The organism is Planctobacterium sp. R6 (genome assembly GCF_055755215.1).
Genome location: NZ_JBVTQY010000009.1, coordinates 1 through 17103, shown reverse-complemented (window position 1 = coordinate 17103; position 17103 = coordinate 1). Strand labels below are relative to the sequence as shown.

Annotated in this window: 11 protein-coding genes; 6 read left to right on the top strand and 5 right to left on the bottom strand. The window is 44.3% G+C overall.

What is annotated here, in order from left to right; genetic code table 11:
* Positions 1-31: 31 nt before the first annotated feature.
* From AC0J20_RS07865 to AC0J20_RS07855, 3 genes are all read right to left on the bottom strand, one after another.
* Positions 32-2170, bottom strand: a complete 2139-nt coding sequence (locus AC0J20_RS07865; RefSeq protein ID WP_473021273.1) for a lipoxygenase family protein — start codon at positions 2168-2170, stop codon at positions 32-34.
* Positions 2171-2293: 123 nt separating this feature from the next.
* The gene (locus AC0J20_RS07860) at positions 2294-4534 is read right to left on the bottom strand and encodes a TonB-dependent receptor (protein ID WP_473021272.1); all 2241 of its coding nucleotides are present in this window, start codon (positions 4532-4534) and stop codon (positions 2294-2296) included.
* Between the two features lie 154 nt (positions 4535-4688).
* Positions 4689-9743, bottom strand: coding sequence for a diguanylate cyclase (locus AC0J20_RS07855; RefSeq protein ID WP_473021271.1), 5055 nt, complete (start codon positions 9741-9743; stop codon positions 4689-4691).
* A gap of 379 nt (positions 9744-10122) precedes the next feature.
* On the opposite strand from AC0J20_RS07855, the gene AC0J20_RS07850 reads away from it, so the two are divergent.
* Positions 10123-11019, top strand: coding sequence for a hypothetical protein (locus AC0J20_RS07850; RefSeq protein WP_473021270.1), 897 nt, complete (start codon positions 10123-10125; stop codon positions 11017-11019).
* Between the two features lie 198 nt (positions 11020-11217).
* Here AC0J20_RS07850 and AC0J20_RS07845 read toward each other — a convergent pair whose 3' ends face one another.
* The gene (locus AC0J20_RS07845) at positions 11218-12264 is read right to left on the bottom strand and encodes an NAD(P)-dependent alcohol dehydrogenase (protein ID WP_473021269.1); all 1047 of its coding nucleotides are present in this window, start codon (positions 12262-12264) and stop codon (positions 11218-11220) included.
* 377 nt (positions 12265-12641) lie between these two features.
* On the opposite strand from AC0J20_RS07845, the gene AC0J20_RS07840 reads away from it, so the two are divergent.
* The 5 genes from AC0J20_RS07840 to AC0J20_RS07820 all read left to right on the top strand — a co-directional run bounded on the left by AC0J20_RS07840 (position 12642) and on the right by AC0J20_RS07820 (position 16005).
* The gene (locus AC0J20_RS07840; protein ID WP_473021268.1) at positions 12642-13073 is read left to right on the top strand and encodes an acetyltransferase; all 432 of its coding nucleotides are present in this window, start codon (positions 12642-12644) and stop codon (positions 13071-13073) included.
* Positions 13074-13515: 442 nt separating this feature from the next.
* Positions 13516-13854, top strand: a complete 339-nt coding sequence (locus tag AC0J20_RS07835; RefSeq protein WP_473021267.1) for a hypothetical protein — start codon at positions 13516-13518, stop codon at positions 13852-13854.
* A 241-nt stretch (positions 13855-14095) separates the two neighbouring features.
* Complete coding sequence (locus tag AC0J20_RS07830; protein ID WP_473021266.1) at positions 14096-14875, top strand: hypothetical protein; 780 nt, start codon at positions 14096-14098, stop codon at positions 14873-14875.
* Between the two features lie 57 nt (positions 14876-14932).
* Entirely contained in the window at positions 14933-15313 is a 381-nt protein-coding gene (locus tag AC0J20_RS07825; RefSeq protein ID WP_473021265.1) for a hypothetical protein, read from the top strand.
* Between the two features lie 86 nt (positions 15314-15399).
* Positions 15400-16005 carry a hypothetical protein gene (locus AC0J20_RS07820; RefSeq protein WP_473021264.1) on the top strand — a complete coding sequence of 202 codons (606 nt, stop codon included), beginning with the start codon at positions 15400-15402 and terminating at the stop codon, positions 16003-16005.
* Between the two features lie 125 nt (positions 16006-16130).
* On the opposite strand, the gene AC0J20_RS07815 is transcribed toward AC0J20_RS07820, so the two are convergent.
* Positions 16131-16931, bottom strand: coding sequence for a tetratricopeptide repeat protein (locus AC0J20_RS07815; RefSeq protein WP_473021263.1), 801 nt, complete (start codon positions 16929-16931; stop codon positions 16131-16133).
* Positions 16932-17103 lie beyond the last annotated feature (172 nt).

The window sequence follows — 17103 nt, the reverse complement described above, 5'->3', positions numbered from 1 at the left end:
AGCATTGCGCTCTCCGGTTTTTTAATTCGTATCAGATACTGATACTGTTCGGAATTTTAGACGGAACCTGGAAAGGATATTCCATTGGCCGGGTCTTATTACGCTCTGTGATGGTAGTTTCAATCTCTTGTAACGCCTCCTGAAACTTCGTCAGCGGTGCTAATACCCGGGTATCGTCAAAGTAGGGGCCCTGGTCTTTCTCATCCCCCTCATCATAATAACCAAAGGTATCGTACTGCAGGCTGGATAACAGGTATTCGAACAGGTAGGTATACGAGGATACATCCAATGGAGGATAGTACTTACAACAATCTTCTTCGTTGTTAATTACGGTATCTTTTCCCGGAGCCGGTTCATAGATAGTGCCTGCCACACTGGGCATAAAAGACATGAGTGGATATTGCGCAAAGTTAACAGACGCATGCTGAGGCCCCGCAATGTAAATGATCTGAGCAATAATGCGTTTTAAATAATCTACCGAACCTAATACCCAGGGGTGTCCACTGGATTCCGGGTTTTGTTCCAGGTGTTCAAAGCCTTTAAATCCGGCATAGTCTCCGGAAACCATCTCATTGATCCAGTTTTGCAATTCAAAGTCCTGGCGCACGTCGTCATCTTCGCGATAGTAAATATCAATGTAATCAGATACCCAGTTAAAGGTTGCCTGCCACAACAGCATGGTATCATCGCGAAACGGGAAGCTGGGCAGGGTATCGACACCACGTCGTGCAAACAGCACCTCAGGATTATTATCATCAAACTTCCAGTTTTTGTGGGCCTCAGCCACCATATCCCAGGTATCCTGAATTCTTGGGCCAACATTCGTCGCCACCACACCACCGGGAATAATCAAACTGTGCAGCGCACTCTGGTTAATATTAATGGTGAACCGAAAATGCGGTTTTAACAACACCATTAACGGATGCACCTTCGCGAAGTTGCGGTTTGCCGCCACCACCATGGGGTCAATTTCCAGGTGACAATCGCCAAGGTGCGCCACCGATTCATGCTGAATGGCATTACTGACATTGACAAAATATTTGGCAATCATCCATTTATAACCATTTTCATCATTAGCATTGCCGGCATCTTTGGGTGTAAACAGCGGGGCTTTTACCGGATCAGGGCTTTGGAGCAACTGAATCGCAATGGGCTGTAAAGCTCCGCCTTCTGATTGTGGATATCCGGCGGGCGGATTCGGGTTCAGATAAAACAGGCACATAGGTGCCCCTAAAAAGCGCTCTTCGCCGTGCACCGGTACACAGCTGGCGCCTTCAAGACAGGCGTAATCCACTACGTAGAGACGATTTTGTTCTGCAGCGGCTTTTAAGCTAACGGTGTCGTCACCAACTTCTGTTTTTAATATGCTGTCTGTTACCGGAAACTTCGTCAGTAACTTGTCCAGATCAACAATGTCGGTATTTTCTGGTGCGTTTAAGCGCACACCTCGCAGCATTGTCGTATTAAAGCCCCCGACCTGGAGATAACCCAAAAACCAGTCTTCCATACACTGGAACTGCGCGTCAGCCATCCAGGGCTTTCTATCATCATCAATCTGCAGCATTAACGGGGTGGGGATCTTTTGAAACAATTGCTTATATCGCTGCCAGGTTTCCGCTTCCAGGATTTCACGCCGATCGGTGGCTGACAGTAAATCCCACATCGAGCTTTTTAAAATTGCAGTGGGTCCGTTTTTTTCCACTTCTTTTGCCAATTTTTTGATGGCTTTTAAGCTACTTTGCAATTTGGAAGGCAAACTGCGCAGCTCTACGCCCAGCGCTTCCGGAATATCGTCAAGGGCATCAAATATGTCACCGATTGCGTCCACTTTATCGCTGATGCTGGTGTCCTGAAAATCGATCAATTCTTTTGCTGCATCCCGGATGCGATCCAAAATTGAGTGTTTTTTGGTGAGCGCTTTCTCTTCTTCCAGCATATCCTCAAGATTGGCGATGAGGTTGGCCATCATCGTCGCAACAATTGGGATCAATTTTAGTTTGTAAGGAGTATTAAATTCTTCACCTTCTGGCAGGTCAGCAGATAATGCTACACCTAACATATACGTATTCATGTAATTAAACGATGTGCCTGCTACCGAGAGCTGAAAAGCTCTTGCCGCTTGCTGGGTCGCCGAATCTTTTTGCGGAAGTGAGGGAATAACTAAACTCATAATAACCTTTATCCTTAATAATCAGGTTGGAATGCAGACATCAACACGCAGGCATGTGATGTTAACTCCTGAAAATGTAGCAAAAGGAAAGGAATTTACCAGTAAACAGCGCCACACTTTTTATCAAAAGTGATAGCTAATTTCTGCCCCATAACGCCGTGCTTCACCTTTGAGATCCTGTAACAAACCGAATGTCGGGCCCATATCAAAGTGGATCTGACTGTATTCTTCATCTGTCAGGTTTTTAACCCACAGCATCACCTGCCAGTTATCTCGTTGCCAGCTCGCACTGCCATTCCACAGTGTATAAGCGTTCTGGCGGGCAAGTGGGTTTTGATTCTGGTCAAAATAGAAGGCAGATTGATAGTCAAATTCCAACTGAAAGCTCAAAGTGCCAATTTCGGTATCAGTACTGTAATTTACCAATCCGTTGGCGTTCCATTCTGAGCTGAAAGGCAGGCGGTTATCCCTGATGGTTTGTCCCTGAATGTTGATAAACTCTTTCAGGTTCGCTTCCGGTAAGTAGCCGATACCAGCCTGTAACAGCCAGTTACTTCCGGGTAAATAGGTAACATCTGCCTCAGCACCGTAAATCACCGATTCACCCACATTGTCTAAAACCTGAGCGGGGGCTGATAATTGTTCGGCAGATTGTTGGTTCATAAAAACCTGCTGATCCTGGTAATCATAATAAAACGCAGCCAGATTCAGACTGAAGTCCTTGCCACCGGATTTAACGCCCACTTCCCAGGCGGTTAGCGTCTCCGGACCATATTTCGCCAGGCGAGCCTCATCGACAGAAAAGGCCAGACTGCCGTTGTAGCCCCCACTTTTAAAGCCACGATTAACGCTGTAGTACAGGCTGGTTTGCGCTGTCAATTTTTGCACTAACGCGATTTTTCCGGAAAGATTATTATCTTTTATTTTCCCGGGTATTTGCCAACCCGGTACATTGATACCGGTAAAATCCCCGGCCATCAGAGGCACATTGAGCTGAGATGTCGCAAAGTAGTCAATATCTTCACGGGTATAACGCAAACCAGTTGTTAATGTCAGGCTGTCATTGAGTTGATAATCCAACTGGCCATAAATCCCCAGTGAATTTGTAAAAACCTGATTATCATAGAAAAAGTGAACAGGCCCGGTATTTAATATCGCCCTGAAATCGCGGAACAAATCAATCTGGTTTTTCTGTTCAATATCTTCATCCAGATAAAACAATCCGGCGATTAAATAATGCTGCCCTAACTGTTGATTCAGTCGGAATTCCTGCGTGAATACCTGATTTTCAACGCCAAGATCGCCGTCGCACAGGCGGGCAGGGCTGGCGTCGCAATTGAAGGTATGCAATCTGTCTAACTGATTAATGCTGGAAATTGCCGTAAAGCTCCGTTGTGCAGAAAGCTGGTAGTTAAGTTCAACACTGGCCCCCAAACGCTCTGTAGTATGAGGGCTATTGTCATCAAGACGCACAGCATGAAAATCGTTACTGCCTACGTTAAAGCCAAAATTGTCGGTGCAGGCGGTGGTGCCGGCCAATTCCGGTGAGCAAATTTCACCTGTCGCTGAGATATAGCCTTTGCTCCTGACCGGTTTTACATTGCCGTCCCAATCAGCGCCATGTAGCTTCACCAGTACCGACAGATCTTCTGTTTGGTGTTGTAATTGCAGTCTGAAATTGTCCTGACGCATTCCGGCCTGGGGATAACCGGGCTCCAGATTATGTGAAGAATACTCATAGTCCTGCTGACTAAAACCAGCTCTGATTGCGGTGCGCTCTGACAGCGCCGTGTTGTAAACCCCTTCGATTTTGTGGTGCGCCTGGTTTGCCAGCCCGGCAGTCAGATAGCCTTCGGTGTCAAAGGTTGGCTTTTTACTGGTCAGTAGCACAGCGCCACCTGTTGTGTTTCTGCCAAACAGCGTTCCTTGCGGGCCCTTTAATACTTCAATTCGTTCCATATCAAACAAATAAAGCAGTGAATTGCTCAACGAGCCACCAACAATGTTGTCCACATAAAAGGCAACGGGGGCGGTGGTGGTATTGTTGTAGTCCAGGCTGCCGACCCCGCGGATATTAACCACCGGGGGAGCACCTTCTCCAGTGTTGGCAGTGATTTTTACATTGGGAATTTGCGCCGACAACTGGGTGGTGTCTTTCAGATTTAACTTTTCAATGAGCTCTGCCTGTAGCACCGATATTGCAACGCTGACATTCTGTGTTTTTTGCGCGCGTTTTTGCGCATACACAGTAATGTTTTCGATATCATATTGTTCAGGTGATGTATTCAGATTGTCATCGGCGGCAATCGCACCGGCATTAAAAAACGCGATGAATATTGCGCAAGAGAGTGCAGTTTTTTTCATTAAAATCATAGTGTTCTGTCAAGCTACTGTAAATGTAATCCCTGACAAAGGATTTAGCACAGAAAAATCCTAACTTTTTTTGCACTCTGTACAGTGTAGCATATAAAACCCACCCGAATGTGCCACCCGGCACACCTGCAAGTTAGCAGGGGATTTATGCCTGGTGAATTTCAACTCTGTTGCGGCCTTTATCCTTAGCCTGGTACAGGGCCTGATCAGCGCAATGGAGCAATTGTTCCAACGAATCATTGCTGCCGTTAAAACCGCAAACGCCGATACTGGCTGTAACTGAAAACTGATGAGGCTGACAATTGATCTCTAGTGATTCGATGGAGGTCCGTAATCGGTGCGCGACATTCTGGCACAATTCAATGTCCGTATCCGGCAGTAGTAGTGCAAACTCCTCACCGCCCATTCGACCAAATAAATCTCCCGGGCGCAGGGTATCCATACAATTTTTAACTACTTTTTTTAGCGCTTCATCACCAGCGGCGTGCCCAAAATCATCATTTATCCGTTTAAAATGATCAATATCCAGCATCATTATGCCAAGTGGTCGCCCGGAGCGCTTGGCGCGAGCAATTTCGATATTCGCTAATTCGATAAAGTGTCTGCGATTACAGGCGCCGGTTAATGAGTCCAGGGTGGCCAGCAGCGTCAGTTTTTCGTTGGCTTCGTGCAGCTTGCGGGTGCGCTCATGAACCCTGGCTTCAAGCTCCGCATACAAATTCGCATTTTCCATCGAAATAACTAATTGCGAAGCCAGCAACTGAATAATTTCAATGCGGTCCGGTGTAAACGCGTTTCTGAGTATGTTGTTTTCCAGATATAACAAACCCAACACTTCACTGCGATGTGAGATAGGCACACACAAGATGGATTCGGGGCGATGCTTTATCACATAGGCATCCTGAGCACAGAGCGGATCTTCACTGGCATTGTGAATCGGTAACGCATGTTGTGTTCGCAATACGTATTGCAATACCTGCAGGGGCAACCTTTCATCAGTCATAAAGCTGAAATCATCTTCAAACAATTCCACTTTTTTGTCTTCCAGGGTCGCTTTCGCTGTCCATTGCCACAGACCATTGTTGCGCAGTAACAGTGTGGCATTTTGCGCACCGGCATTTTCCACAACCAATAGCATCATGGTGTGGATCAGTTTTTCTCTGACAATTTCTCCGGAAATAGCCTGAGACGCTTTCATTACCGAATTGAGATCCAGGTTCTGACTTTCACTATAACCTGAGGTAACGGTAGTCGGGGTTTTCTCCCAGGTTTTTATGGTTGAGTCAAAACCTAATAGCTGATCAAAATTTTCCAGTAGCTTTAATTTCTTAACTTCACAGCCCCAGAGATCGTATAGATGAAATGCGCGTTTCAGGTATATCTGTGCCACTTCAATCTTATTGTATTGCAACCAAAAACGGCCCAGAAATTCGTTACTTATGGCCTCTTCATGGAGCATGCCACTGAGGCGGGCCTCTTCGATGGCTTTTTCGTACAATTTGATCGTTTTAAGGTTAAATGAAGCGGTGATGCGGCTTAGCTCAGCCTTTACCAGCGAGGCTTTGCTGGCAAAATTGTGTGAGCATCCCTGGGCCCAGCCATTGAGTAAACTGGCGTACTGGCGAAGTTCATTTACCTGCTCTTCGCTCATCACGGTGTCCCGGTAGCGCATAACCAGATTCAGGCTGGTGCAATAATAAAATTGCGGCAAATAAATAGAGGAAACGACCCCCGGCAAAAGGGGGTGCAGTTTTTGTGCGTATTCTTCAGCTACTGCCCAGTTTTCCGATAAAAACGCGGCTAACTGTTTAAAGCTATACAATTTGGCCATGGCCGTGTGATCATCAACACTTTCGTGCATCGGCACACTGTTGGATTCCTGATAAAAGTCGCCCTCTAACACCCAGGGTTGCTGACCGGGATCACGCAGATTTGTGATGGTCTGACACAGCATGGCAACGTAATAGTGAAATACCTCTTGTCCGGCTTCTTCAATGCTGTCCAGATAGGCTTTTGTGCCTTGCAGCAAGTCCGGCAAATTTTGGCCAATATAAAAACTATGCACCTTCTCCATCATGGCTGACATGGAAGCGTATTCTAAATCGCCCCGGGTTAATGCCAGTTGAAAATTGCTGCGCAAGTCTCTGATAGAATGCTCAAGGGGCTTTTTCCAAATTTCGACAAAGGTTTTGATAACATAGAAAGTGCGAACTTCAATGTCTGTGGCAGAGAATCGTGCCACCAACTGTTGCGCAACATTGGCGTAACGCACCCCTTTGTCGATATCACCAACTAAACCGCAGAGCAGGATACCCAGGGTAGCAAACGCAAAAGAGGTGGTACCGGTACAGCCCCGGGTTACCGACAATTGCACCATTTTGCAAACCAGCAACGCAAATAGCATGGGTTGGCTGCGAAACGCCGCTGCCGCAAACACGTTTAATACATCCAGGGCAATTTGTGTTTCTGGTCCCTGCGCGTCGTTTTCTGCTATTAAAAAATGATCCTCAACTGCTGATAATGACAGCAAGGTAGACGTAATAGCTTGTTCAACGTCTTGCTGAGTGGGGTGACGGGGCATGTCTATATCAAACAAAGCCATGGCAGCAAGGCCAACATCCACCGCTTCATCAGAACGGTTTTGCGCAATCAGTGCCAAAATTCTGATCTTCATGGCACTCAGTTTGGCAAATTTATCTGCGGTACGTTGCTCTAATTCCTGCAGTATTTCCGCCATTTCATCATAACTGTTGTTGATACAGCTGATTTCTGCAGCCTGCAGATAAATACCAATGATAATATCGGTTTTAGTTTGCCAGTCGTTATCGTTAATTAATCCGAGCGCCACCGAAAAGTAATCGGCCGCTGTCGCAAATGCCGCACTGGCACGGGCGCGCTCACCGGCCAGGCGATTCATATTCACGACGTTTAGCCGTTCCTGGCTGTTTTTCAGGGCGTCGATATTGACGTTGAAATGATTAACCACCTCAAAAATACGTTCGTTGAGTTCAGAGCCAGACAGTTTTTCACTCAAAATGCGGCCAATTTGCAAATGTAGTTTGCTGCGCTGTTCTTTCGACATGGAAGCATGAGCAGCCTGTTGCACCCGGTCGTGCAAAAATCGATACTCTGCCCGATTTTTCAGCTCTGTAGTGGTGGAGAAGGGAACATCTGTGTCCAGGTACTGTGCCCACAGCCATGCCTCATCAACCGGCACCAGGAACCCGGCTTTAAGGGCTTCCATTAATTGCTTTGCCACCTGTTGCAGCGTTTGGTGGCTGATGGTCGCCAGCGTATTTAACTCAAAGCGATTGCCGATGCACGCCGCGCGCTGCAGTAAGGCCTGGGTGTCGGTTGACAGGCTACTCATTTTTTTTAACATCAAATCAATCACATTGTCGGTGCTGTCGGCAGACACCAATGTTGCAATATCCCAGGTCCACTGCATGCGCTCATGGCTGAATCGTATTTGTCCTGCATCGTAAAGCGACAATAAAAATTGATTCAGGTAGAAGGGGTTGCCCAGCGTTTTGTCAAAGCACAAAGAGGCAAGTTGTCGACAGGATTGCAAATCCAGGCCGGTGGAGTCGGCAATAAAGCGGTTCATATCCTGCGCCGATAACGGGCTTAATTTTAGGTTGCTGCGAATGATATCGGTACTGTTTAACTCATCCAACGATTGTGCCAGAGGATGTGTTGCAAGTACTTCGTTGTCTCGCCAGGCCAGAACCAGATAGAGATGTTTAATGTGGTTATCGTTGAGTAACAGCGAAACCAGTTTTAAGGTGGCCAGATCACACCACTGCATATCATCGAGAAAGATAACCAGCGGCCGCTCTGTGTCACAAACTGCCCGCATAAATCGCTGAAAGGTGCGATGAAACCGGTTTTCCAGTTCAGTTCCCTGAATGTTAGCTAAGGTGGGCTGTTCACCAATAATGTGCTTCATCTCCGGGATGACATCGATAACCAGTTGTCCGTTTCCTTCCAGGGCCTGAAGGAAACGGTATTTCCAGTTTTCGATTTGTTCCTGGTTTTCCGTCAGGATTTGTCTGACCAGAGACGTCGTTGCCTGAACAATGGCCGAGTAGGGGGTAGAACGCTCAAACTGATCGAACTTGCCTTCGGTATAATAACCTTGCCGTGACACTACGGGTTTTTGAATTTCCCTGATCAATGAGGTTTTACCAATTCCCGAAGCCCCTGATACTGTTAACAGCGATTTGCGACCATTCACAACCTTGTCATAGAGGCCCAGCATGGTGGCTAATTCCAGTTCACGACCGTATATTTTTTGCGATAAATTCAATTCACCGGAATGATCGTTGGCGCCCAACACAAATTGCCCGATATCACCGGTTGTACTGTGTTCCCGGCGACAAATTTCCAGATCCCGCTTTAAGCCGGCAATCGTGACATAGCGATCCTCGGCATTTTTAGCGATGAGCTTCATTACCAAGTCGGATAAGGGCTTGGGAATACGGGAATTGTGTTCATGAGGCGATTTTGGCACTTTCGCGATATGGGCATGTACCCACTCAATGGGATCGTCTGCATCAAACGGCAGGGTATTGGTCAGCATCTGATAAAAGCTAATACCCAGAGAATAAAAGTCCGTGCGATAGTCCAGCACCCGGTTCATCCTGCCGGTTTGCTCCGGCGATATGTAGGCTAATGTACCTTTCAACACACCGGGTTTTTCGGCGTCTATGCTTTCCGACGCCAGTTCAATAGAAATACCAAAATCAATGAGCTTTATTTTTTGGTTTTGAGTATTCAGCAGGATATTGGAAGGGTTTATGTCCTTGTGAATAACTTTGGCATCATGCACGACAGCCAGACAATCCACCACCTTGAGGGCAAAACGCCAGAATTCAGGTAAACGCATCGCCCTTTCTTTGTATACCGTTGCTAACGATTCCCCATAAAAATCTTCTATCACCATAACCAGCGTGTTTTCGTGGCGGATCAACTCGTGGGTGCCAATAACCCCGGCACCGGAAAGCTTTTTGGTCAATTCAAACTCGCGCCTGAACCGGGCTAACTGTTCAGCGGTAGGGTAGTCATATTTAAGTTGCTTCAGTACAACGCTTTCGGGAAAGCCATTTTTTGCGGAATGGGTATTTTTCGCACGAAAAACAATGGTCCCTGAACTTTCGAAAAGTTTTTCCTGGATTAGGTAGCAGCCAATTTGGAACATGTTTGTGAGATCCGTTAAATGCCTGATGAAATTGTTAAAATAGGGCATTAAAGTCAGTGTCTTAACCTTATCGCTAAGCAGTTCTGGCATACAAGAGCGCTATGACTTGCCTACTCAGAGCAGCGCCTTGGCGTAAATTTGTACGGTAAAGGTCAACACACTTCTGTGTTAAACCTAGCAAATAACCTGCTTTAATTCTATGTTGTCAGGCCGTTTTAGCTGCTAAAAATCGAAGATTGTGGCCATTTGTTGTTTTGCTATGCAAGTAGTGCTTATAAGGGCGTTGCAGCTAACCCGGTTTGTAAACAAAATGTTGCAACACCGGAGAGGTAACTCTATGATTAATAGAACGAATTCTGACTAAACCCAGCGGAGAAAGATGTTCGGAGATATTTCCTACCCACTGCGCCCCGTAGTAATAGATCAAGAAACATGCTTTTTCCTGCCAGCAGACTACGTCGCCAATAATCAGGACCCCGTCGCCAGTTTGCACGAATTCATGACGCTGGATATCTTTAGCCACAACAATGGTCAGTATCTGCCTCAGTCAGAATCCTTTTTAGAAATCGTAGCCTTTGCAAAAACCTATCTGCAACAGAACGAAGACAAACTAAAAAAGCTGTTTTTTCACAATGTCTGCCATACTTTTCATCCGGTTAAAGGGGTACTTTCAGTAGCCCTAAAACTCGCCATTATTGATGGTATTTCGCCCACAGACCAATGTTACGAACGTATAGGCTTAGCAGCGGCACTGCATGATATCGGCAATATTATCCAGCGCCAGGAGCACGAACAGATCAGTATTGATGTCTCCTATAAGAAACTGGTTGAACTTGGCTACAGTCAGTCGGTAATCGATAGCGTAGCCTGCAGTATCTATAGCACGGCAATCGACTACAAAGACAATATCGCAAAACGACAAGTGGGGTCGCGCGAGGCTAAAATCCTATCTGATGCGGATCTGAGTAATCCTGGCTTTTATGATGTGAATAACTTTGCCACTGAATCCATCAAAATATGGTTGGAACTGGACCTGTTTGAGATGTCGGAGTTTGAAACTACAGGTGTTGAGTTTACCCGTCAGTTTTTTACAAGTTTAGGTGGGTATTATACCAGGGCTGCGGCTTTTTTGTTTTCAGATAAGCGCCGCACAAACCTGAGATTGCTGGGTCCGGAAATCAAAAAGTTAATGAAAAAAGCCGATTACAATCAGGAAAAACTGGTTGAGTTGGTGCTTTCAACGGACCAACGTATAGCTTCACTAACCACGGGGTAACGGCAATATGTCGCTGTTAAAATAAGCCTGTTAAATCCAAAAGGACAGTTATGCGTAACTAACAGACGCCTTTAAAATAAACAAGGCGTAATAAAGCAATGAAAGCGAGTGAGATATTGACTTGTATTAATGAAAAGCTAAACGAGGCGGCACTTTTTAAAAAAATGCAGGCCGGCAGGCCTGCATTCAGTTGATATATTAGGCGACATCCAGAGATGACATATCAATAACAAAGCGATAGCGTACATCAGAGGCTTCCATACGCTGAAAGGCATGGTTTATTTCATCCATGCGGATCATTTCGCATTCAGGCAGAATGCCTTTTTCAGCACAAAACTCCAGCATCTCCTGAGTTTCAGCAATACCACCGATCAATGATCCCGCAATGCGGCGTCGGCCCAGGATCATCGGTGTCGTGTTGGTTTCAGCTACCGGGCCAACCTGACCAACCAGTACCAGAGTACCATCTACATCCAGCAGCGGCATGTATGGATTCAGATCGTGTTTTACCGGTACAGTGTCGATGATGATATCGAATTTTGACGCGGCCGTTTTCATCGCATCTGCATCACTGGAAACCAAAAAAGAATCAGCCCCCAGAGCCAGCGCATCGGCTTGTTTATCTGCGCTTCGACTGATCACCGTGACGTTGGCGCCCATACCTGAAGCGAGTTTAACGGCCATGTGACCCAGTCCCCCCAGGCCGACGACACCCACCTGGGTACCTGGTTTAACATTCCAGGTTTTTAATGGTGAATAAGTGGTAATGCCGGCACATAATAACGGGGCAACGAGTGCCAGATCTAACGCTTCGGGCACGCGCAATACGAATTCCTCACGTACAACCAGATGCCTGGAATAGCCACCAAACGTGATCTGGCCGTCATGCAGGTCCGGACTATTGTAGGTTTGGATCATACTGCTACAAAACTGCTCTTCACCATCGTGACAGTGATTACAGGTTTGGCAACTGTCTACCATACATCCCACAGCGACGGTGTCACCAACCTTGTAACGGTTCACGCCACTGCCAATAGCTGTAACGCGACCGACAATTTCATGGCCCGGTACGTTGGGATACTGGGTCCAGCCCCAATCATTCCTTGCCGTATGCAGATCAGAGTGGCAAACACCGCAATACAGCACTTCCATAGCCACATCGTTCGCGCGCAGGGCACGTCGTTCAAAGTGAATGGGTGCAAGCGCACTGTCAGGGCTTTGGGCGGCATAACCAATAGTTTTCATAGTCACTCCTGTTTGAGTTGATTCGTTGTCGGGCAGGGCAAGTTAAAGGGCATTACGGGATATTATTCAATATGGCTCATGTTGGGTTTTTAATCAGCCTGATTATTAAATACCTTATTAGGCAGGTGTTATCCGACGCATATGCTTGTTTGCTCTGTTATGAGAATACTAATGATAAAAAGCCATTTCCTGAATGCCGAATATTGGCTGATGTTTGCCTAAATCTCCAAATCTTGTAAACAACAAGCTGAGTAAGCACCGAAAAACACATTTTCTAACATCTAATTGATATACAGGCACTTCTTAACCGACAGTTACGATGGCACAATCAGCAATTGAGATTAATATTTAAATCAAAATCCAGGGAATCTTTAGCAATGGAAATCCAAGCCGCAACTAAATCTGACTACCTAACGTTAATTGACATTTGGGAGGCATCCGTCAGAGCAACCCATGATTTTTTGACAGAATCTGATATTCAGGAGTTAAAACCACTTATCCTTGAGCATTATTTTGATGCTGTCGATTTAACATGCGCCATCAGTCAATCCGGAAAAATAACCGGATTTTGTGGTGTACATGACGGTAATATCGAAATGTTATTTATAGATCCTGGCGTACGTGGACAAGGTATCGGAGCTTTGTTAACTCACAATGCAATTCAAAACCAACAAGCCAGCAAAGTTGATGTGAACGAACAAAATCCACAAGCATTGGGTTTTTATCAACACATTGGCTTTAACGTAATCGGGCGTTCAGAAAAAGACGGCCAGGGAAAACCGTACCCGATTTTGCACCTATCTTTGTAAACAACAAATCAAACAAAATTAATCAGAGCCCGGGAAACCGCGCTTTTTTATGAGTGGTGAAATCAGCACTGAAACAAGCCAAAACACAGCCTTGTAACAGCAATTCAAATGAAACGGCAGAAAGTTAAGATTTGAGCAACGCATTACAAATCGAGACTTTCAACAGCGAAAAATCAATGGTTTAAAGATGCCCAAAAGGCTAATTTCATGAAAATGCAATTTGAGGTTGGATTTTTACCTGGTCTTGTTGTGCAAGATGAGGTTTTCTTCATTGTTGTAGCCTAAATCCTTAATTACCCACCTCAGGTGTTTTATTTAACAGGTTGCTCATTTACTTGTTAGTGAGTTTAACTATGGTGATACGCAGACAGTTGCAACACGATTAAATCGGTTTATGCTTAATCGAGCGAACAAAAACAATTCACAAAGAAAAAATAATACTATGAGCAACGTTGCTTACAAAACCATCAACCTAGTACTCTTGCTCCTTAGTTTAACAAGCGTTAGCGCATGGGGTAATAATGCACTAAGCTCTTTACCTGCGAATCCTGAGATGGAGAAGATTAGTAATTCACTGTGTATTACATTGGTGAATGCAAATGTAACTGGTAAAGACATTGTTAAAAACCTGGAAGATGAAATTCTAACTCACCTGAATGTCAGGCGCGACTCAGCAGACCATAAAATGGTGAGCCTGAAACCATTGTTGATTACATTGAATGGGTTATTAGCCAGCCAGAAACTGCTGATAGGTATGTCGTGCGTGATATTGAAAATTTAAGGGGAATGTTGATTGTTCACTTTAACGCAAAAACCGCGCGGCAGTTAAGCCAAATGCCCTAAATTGTAAAGAAGATAAAAGATTATTCACGCTTTAATCCCGTTATCAGTCATTAAAAAGTGCCTTCTGGTAGGGCCCGAGTTTCTTAGGTACTTTCCATGTTCGCAATGGAGAGAAATAGAAAATACACGCTTATTGGTAGTAATAAGCTAAATTGGCAAAGGAAATTAGGTAACACAAGATGGATGTAGAAAATATACCACTAACTGAGCTTAGGCAACAAATTGCAATGCTCTTCAATCAGCAGGAATATCAGCAGGTAATTGATCTTTTTGATCATATTCGAAGCTCTTCACATACGCTATCAAATATTCAGAGAAACATTTACCCCATATGGGCTCTGAAGGTAATTGCATTGTCAATGCTAAACGGCGACGATTCTGCTGAGTTAAAAGTACTGGAAGCTCATTGCAGTAGTAGAGTGGAACTAATGTCGCCCAATTGCCAATTATTGTTATCAATGCGATATTTTAACTATATAGAAGCAATGGAAACGCAATCGCGTGAAGTGTTGGCTGCCAAACTAAAGATGTATGAATTGCAAGGTGAGGCTGCAAAATGGCAAACGGCTTATGAGGTTTTTGAGCAGCTACCGCCAAATGAGATAGAAAAACAAATCAGCATAACAATCAATGAATCGAACGAAGTATACCCATTAGAGCAGATAAAGAGCTTTCATATTAACAATGAGTTACCAAACGAAAATGTCTTTATTGAATTTTGCGTAGAAAATGAGCACCGTACCGTTAGAGCCGTAATTCCAGGTCCTAATAATGACGGAATTTGTGACGAGGGATATGTGGCGTTTGAAGGAAATCAGGCAGCGAAATTTCCAATAACTCGTTTTCAAGTTACTGAGAGTATGGCACTTAGTCCTTCTGGTTTATCGATACGAACTGAGTCACTATGTATTAATATTATGAACGCAAAATTTTTGAATTCACAAGTTGCCAGATGTTAATGTTGTAGTCCAACGCATAATTGCATTGCTTGAATTCATTTACAAAAAGGAATAGTAGTGGATCTTTGGCAAATATTTCCCGAATCTGTGTTGCATATACCCGGTATTCTCAACCTGCCATATTTATCATTGGTCTTGTACGTTGTCTTAGTTGTTATTGCGATAACCTATCAAGAATTAAGAACTGGCCTTGTTGTTTTCTTACTTACAAGCTTTTTTGTCAGTGTTTATTTTGTATTATCTATTCGTTTTGGGGTTGGTAAATTCTTACCGCCATTGTTGCTATTGGCTATCATTTTACTTCCATTAATGACGCTTTGTTTTTCTATAGTAAAACGTGACCAAAAAAAATTTTTAGTATGGTTTCTTGCCTTATTAACAGGCGTTACTTTTGCATTGAGCTGGTTTATTTGGACATTAGTGTTAACAGGGAGCTAACGATTGTGTAGCAGGTTAATTAATTGCTTTTACTTGTTAGATATTTATTGGCAAAAATATAAGTAAATTGCCTAAATAAATTTGATGTGATTAAGCAACAGCAGGGTAAATATATGAGGTTATTCCTTCCAGGGGTGATGTTTTTTGTATTCAATGTTAGCGTATGTGTAAGTAGTAATCCCCTTGCTTTTACAACAGATTTAACACTTCAGTGTTTTTCTATTCCCCAAAATTCTTCCTCATTATGCAGTGCCAGCACCATTGGAGTGGATAACACAAGTAACGATTTGTTGCTTTATCAGTTAGATGAATATAATCAGCTGCATTTACTTGATGTTCAGCGCGAAGACGGCAGTATTCAGTGGTTATGGGGGCTCTCAGAAAAGGGTAAATACACTGTATTGGTAACAAGCGAAGAAGGTCATTCATCTTATGCGTTTTACTTAACCGAAGAGGTTATTAACCTATCTGGTAATGAATTTCCCCAGCCGATTGCTTTCATTTCAGATTATTATCTTTCGCAGCTTGCTTATGTTAGTGACTCTGGTGAAGTGGTTTTCGCCCGTCTTGGCGGGGTAGGTAACGCCGACCCAACCATGTGTAGTTCAGTGTTATATAAACGTATTGCCAGACCAGAAACGGATGCGTGCTATGTTGATGAAAGCCTAAAACGTTGGACGGTACCGAGATGATCTTAAAAAAAGTTTTTAAAGTCTTCATCTATTATTGGTGTGTCAGCTTGAAGCTGAATGGCACTATGCCAGCTCTAATGCAATACAGCCAACGGTTATTTGTGAAATGATGCCACACTCTCAAGCTATATATGTTTACATGTAAGATCACTAGCAGAAATACGATTGAAAAAGTAACCATGCTTTGGATCAAAAACTTTGTAACTTCTGCTACCAAATTGTCCCGTTTCTTTAGTGGGAAAAATGGCAATATCATAGTTGGTAGGGTCCAAAACTGACGAGCCTCTCTTATCGCAAGAAATTAAAAACCAATTGTTTTGTACATTGATGCAGTTGGGGTTGTCGGATAAAATCGGCTCACGCAATAGCGTATTATAGAAAATGGCAAGTTTTGGTTCATTCTTACTGAAAGAGATTGATTTTATTTTCCATATTTTTTTAGATTCTGGTGAAAAAGTTACAGTAAAAGCGATTGGCTCGGTTCTTTTCGTGGTGTGGTATATGTCATCGTTTACCTTGAAACCCATCAAGTCATTTGGAAAGTCGCCTTTAGCTTTACCACTGCATTGAAAAGTTGGCCCGTTATCAATTTTTAATTGCAGGCGTCCCATTTCACTGATTAGTTCTTGTGATGATGGCAGCGTGTAAAACAAATCCAACTCTTTTTGTGCGGCTGGGTATCGACCAAGCGCCACTAATGTTTTGACTTTGAGTGAACTACACAGGGCGTTATCTCGGCCAATAAACTCCCGTGCCTTTGTTACTGCTTCTAGTGCTTGTTCATAGTCTTTTTGCTGCAAGGCATGTTCAGCGGCTTCGATATAGGCTTTTGCCCTGTTTTCGTTTGCGCTCTGAGCAAATGCCAGGGGTACAGAAGTGAGTAATAGTATCGCGCCAATAGTGATAATAGTTATTGATTTAGTCATTCGTTTTTCTCTTCAGTAAATAAACAAATATCCCTAAAAACAGTGATCTTTTCTTCCGTTTTAACCACTGGGGGGCTTAACCAATTGCCATCTCGGTCCCCCTGTGTCAGGATAGTTGTCGCCTCAGTTTTTCGTATTGTTAGACAGGGGGTGGATGACAGGTTTGAGTGAA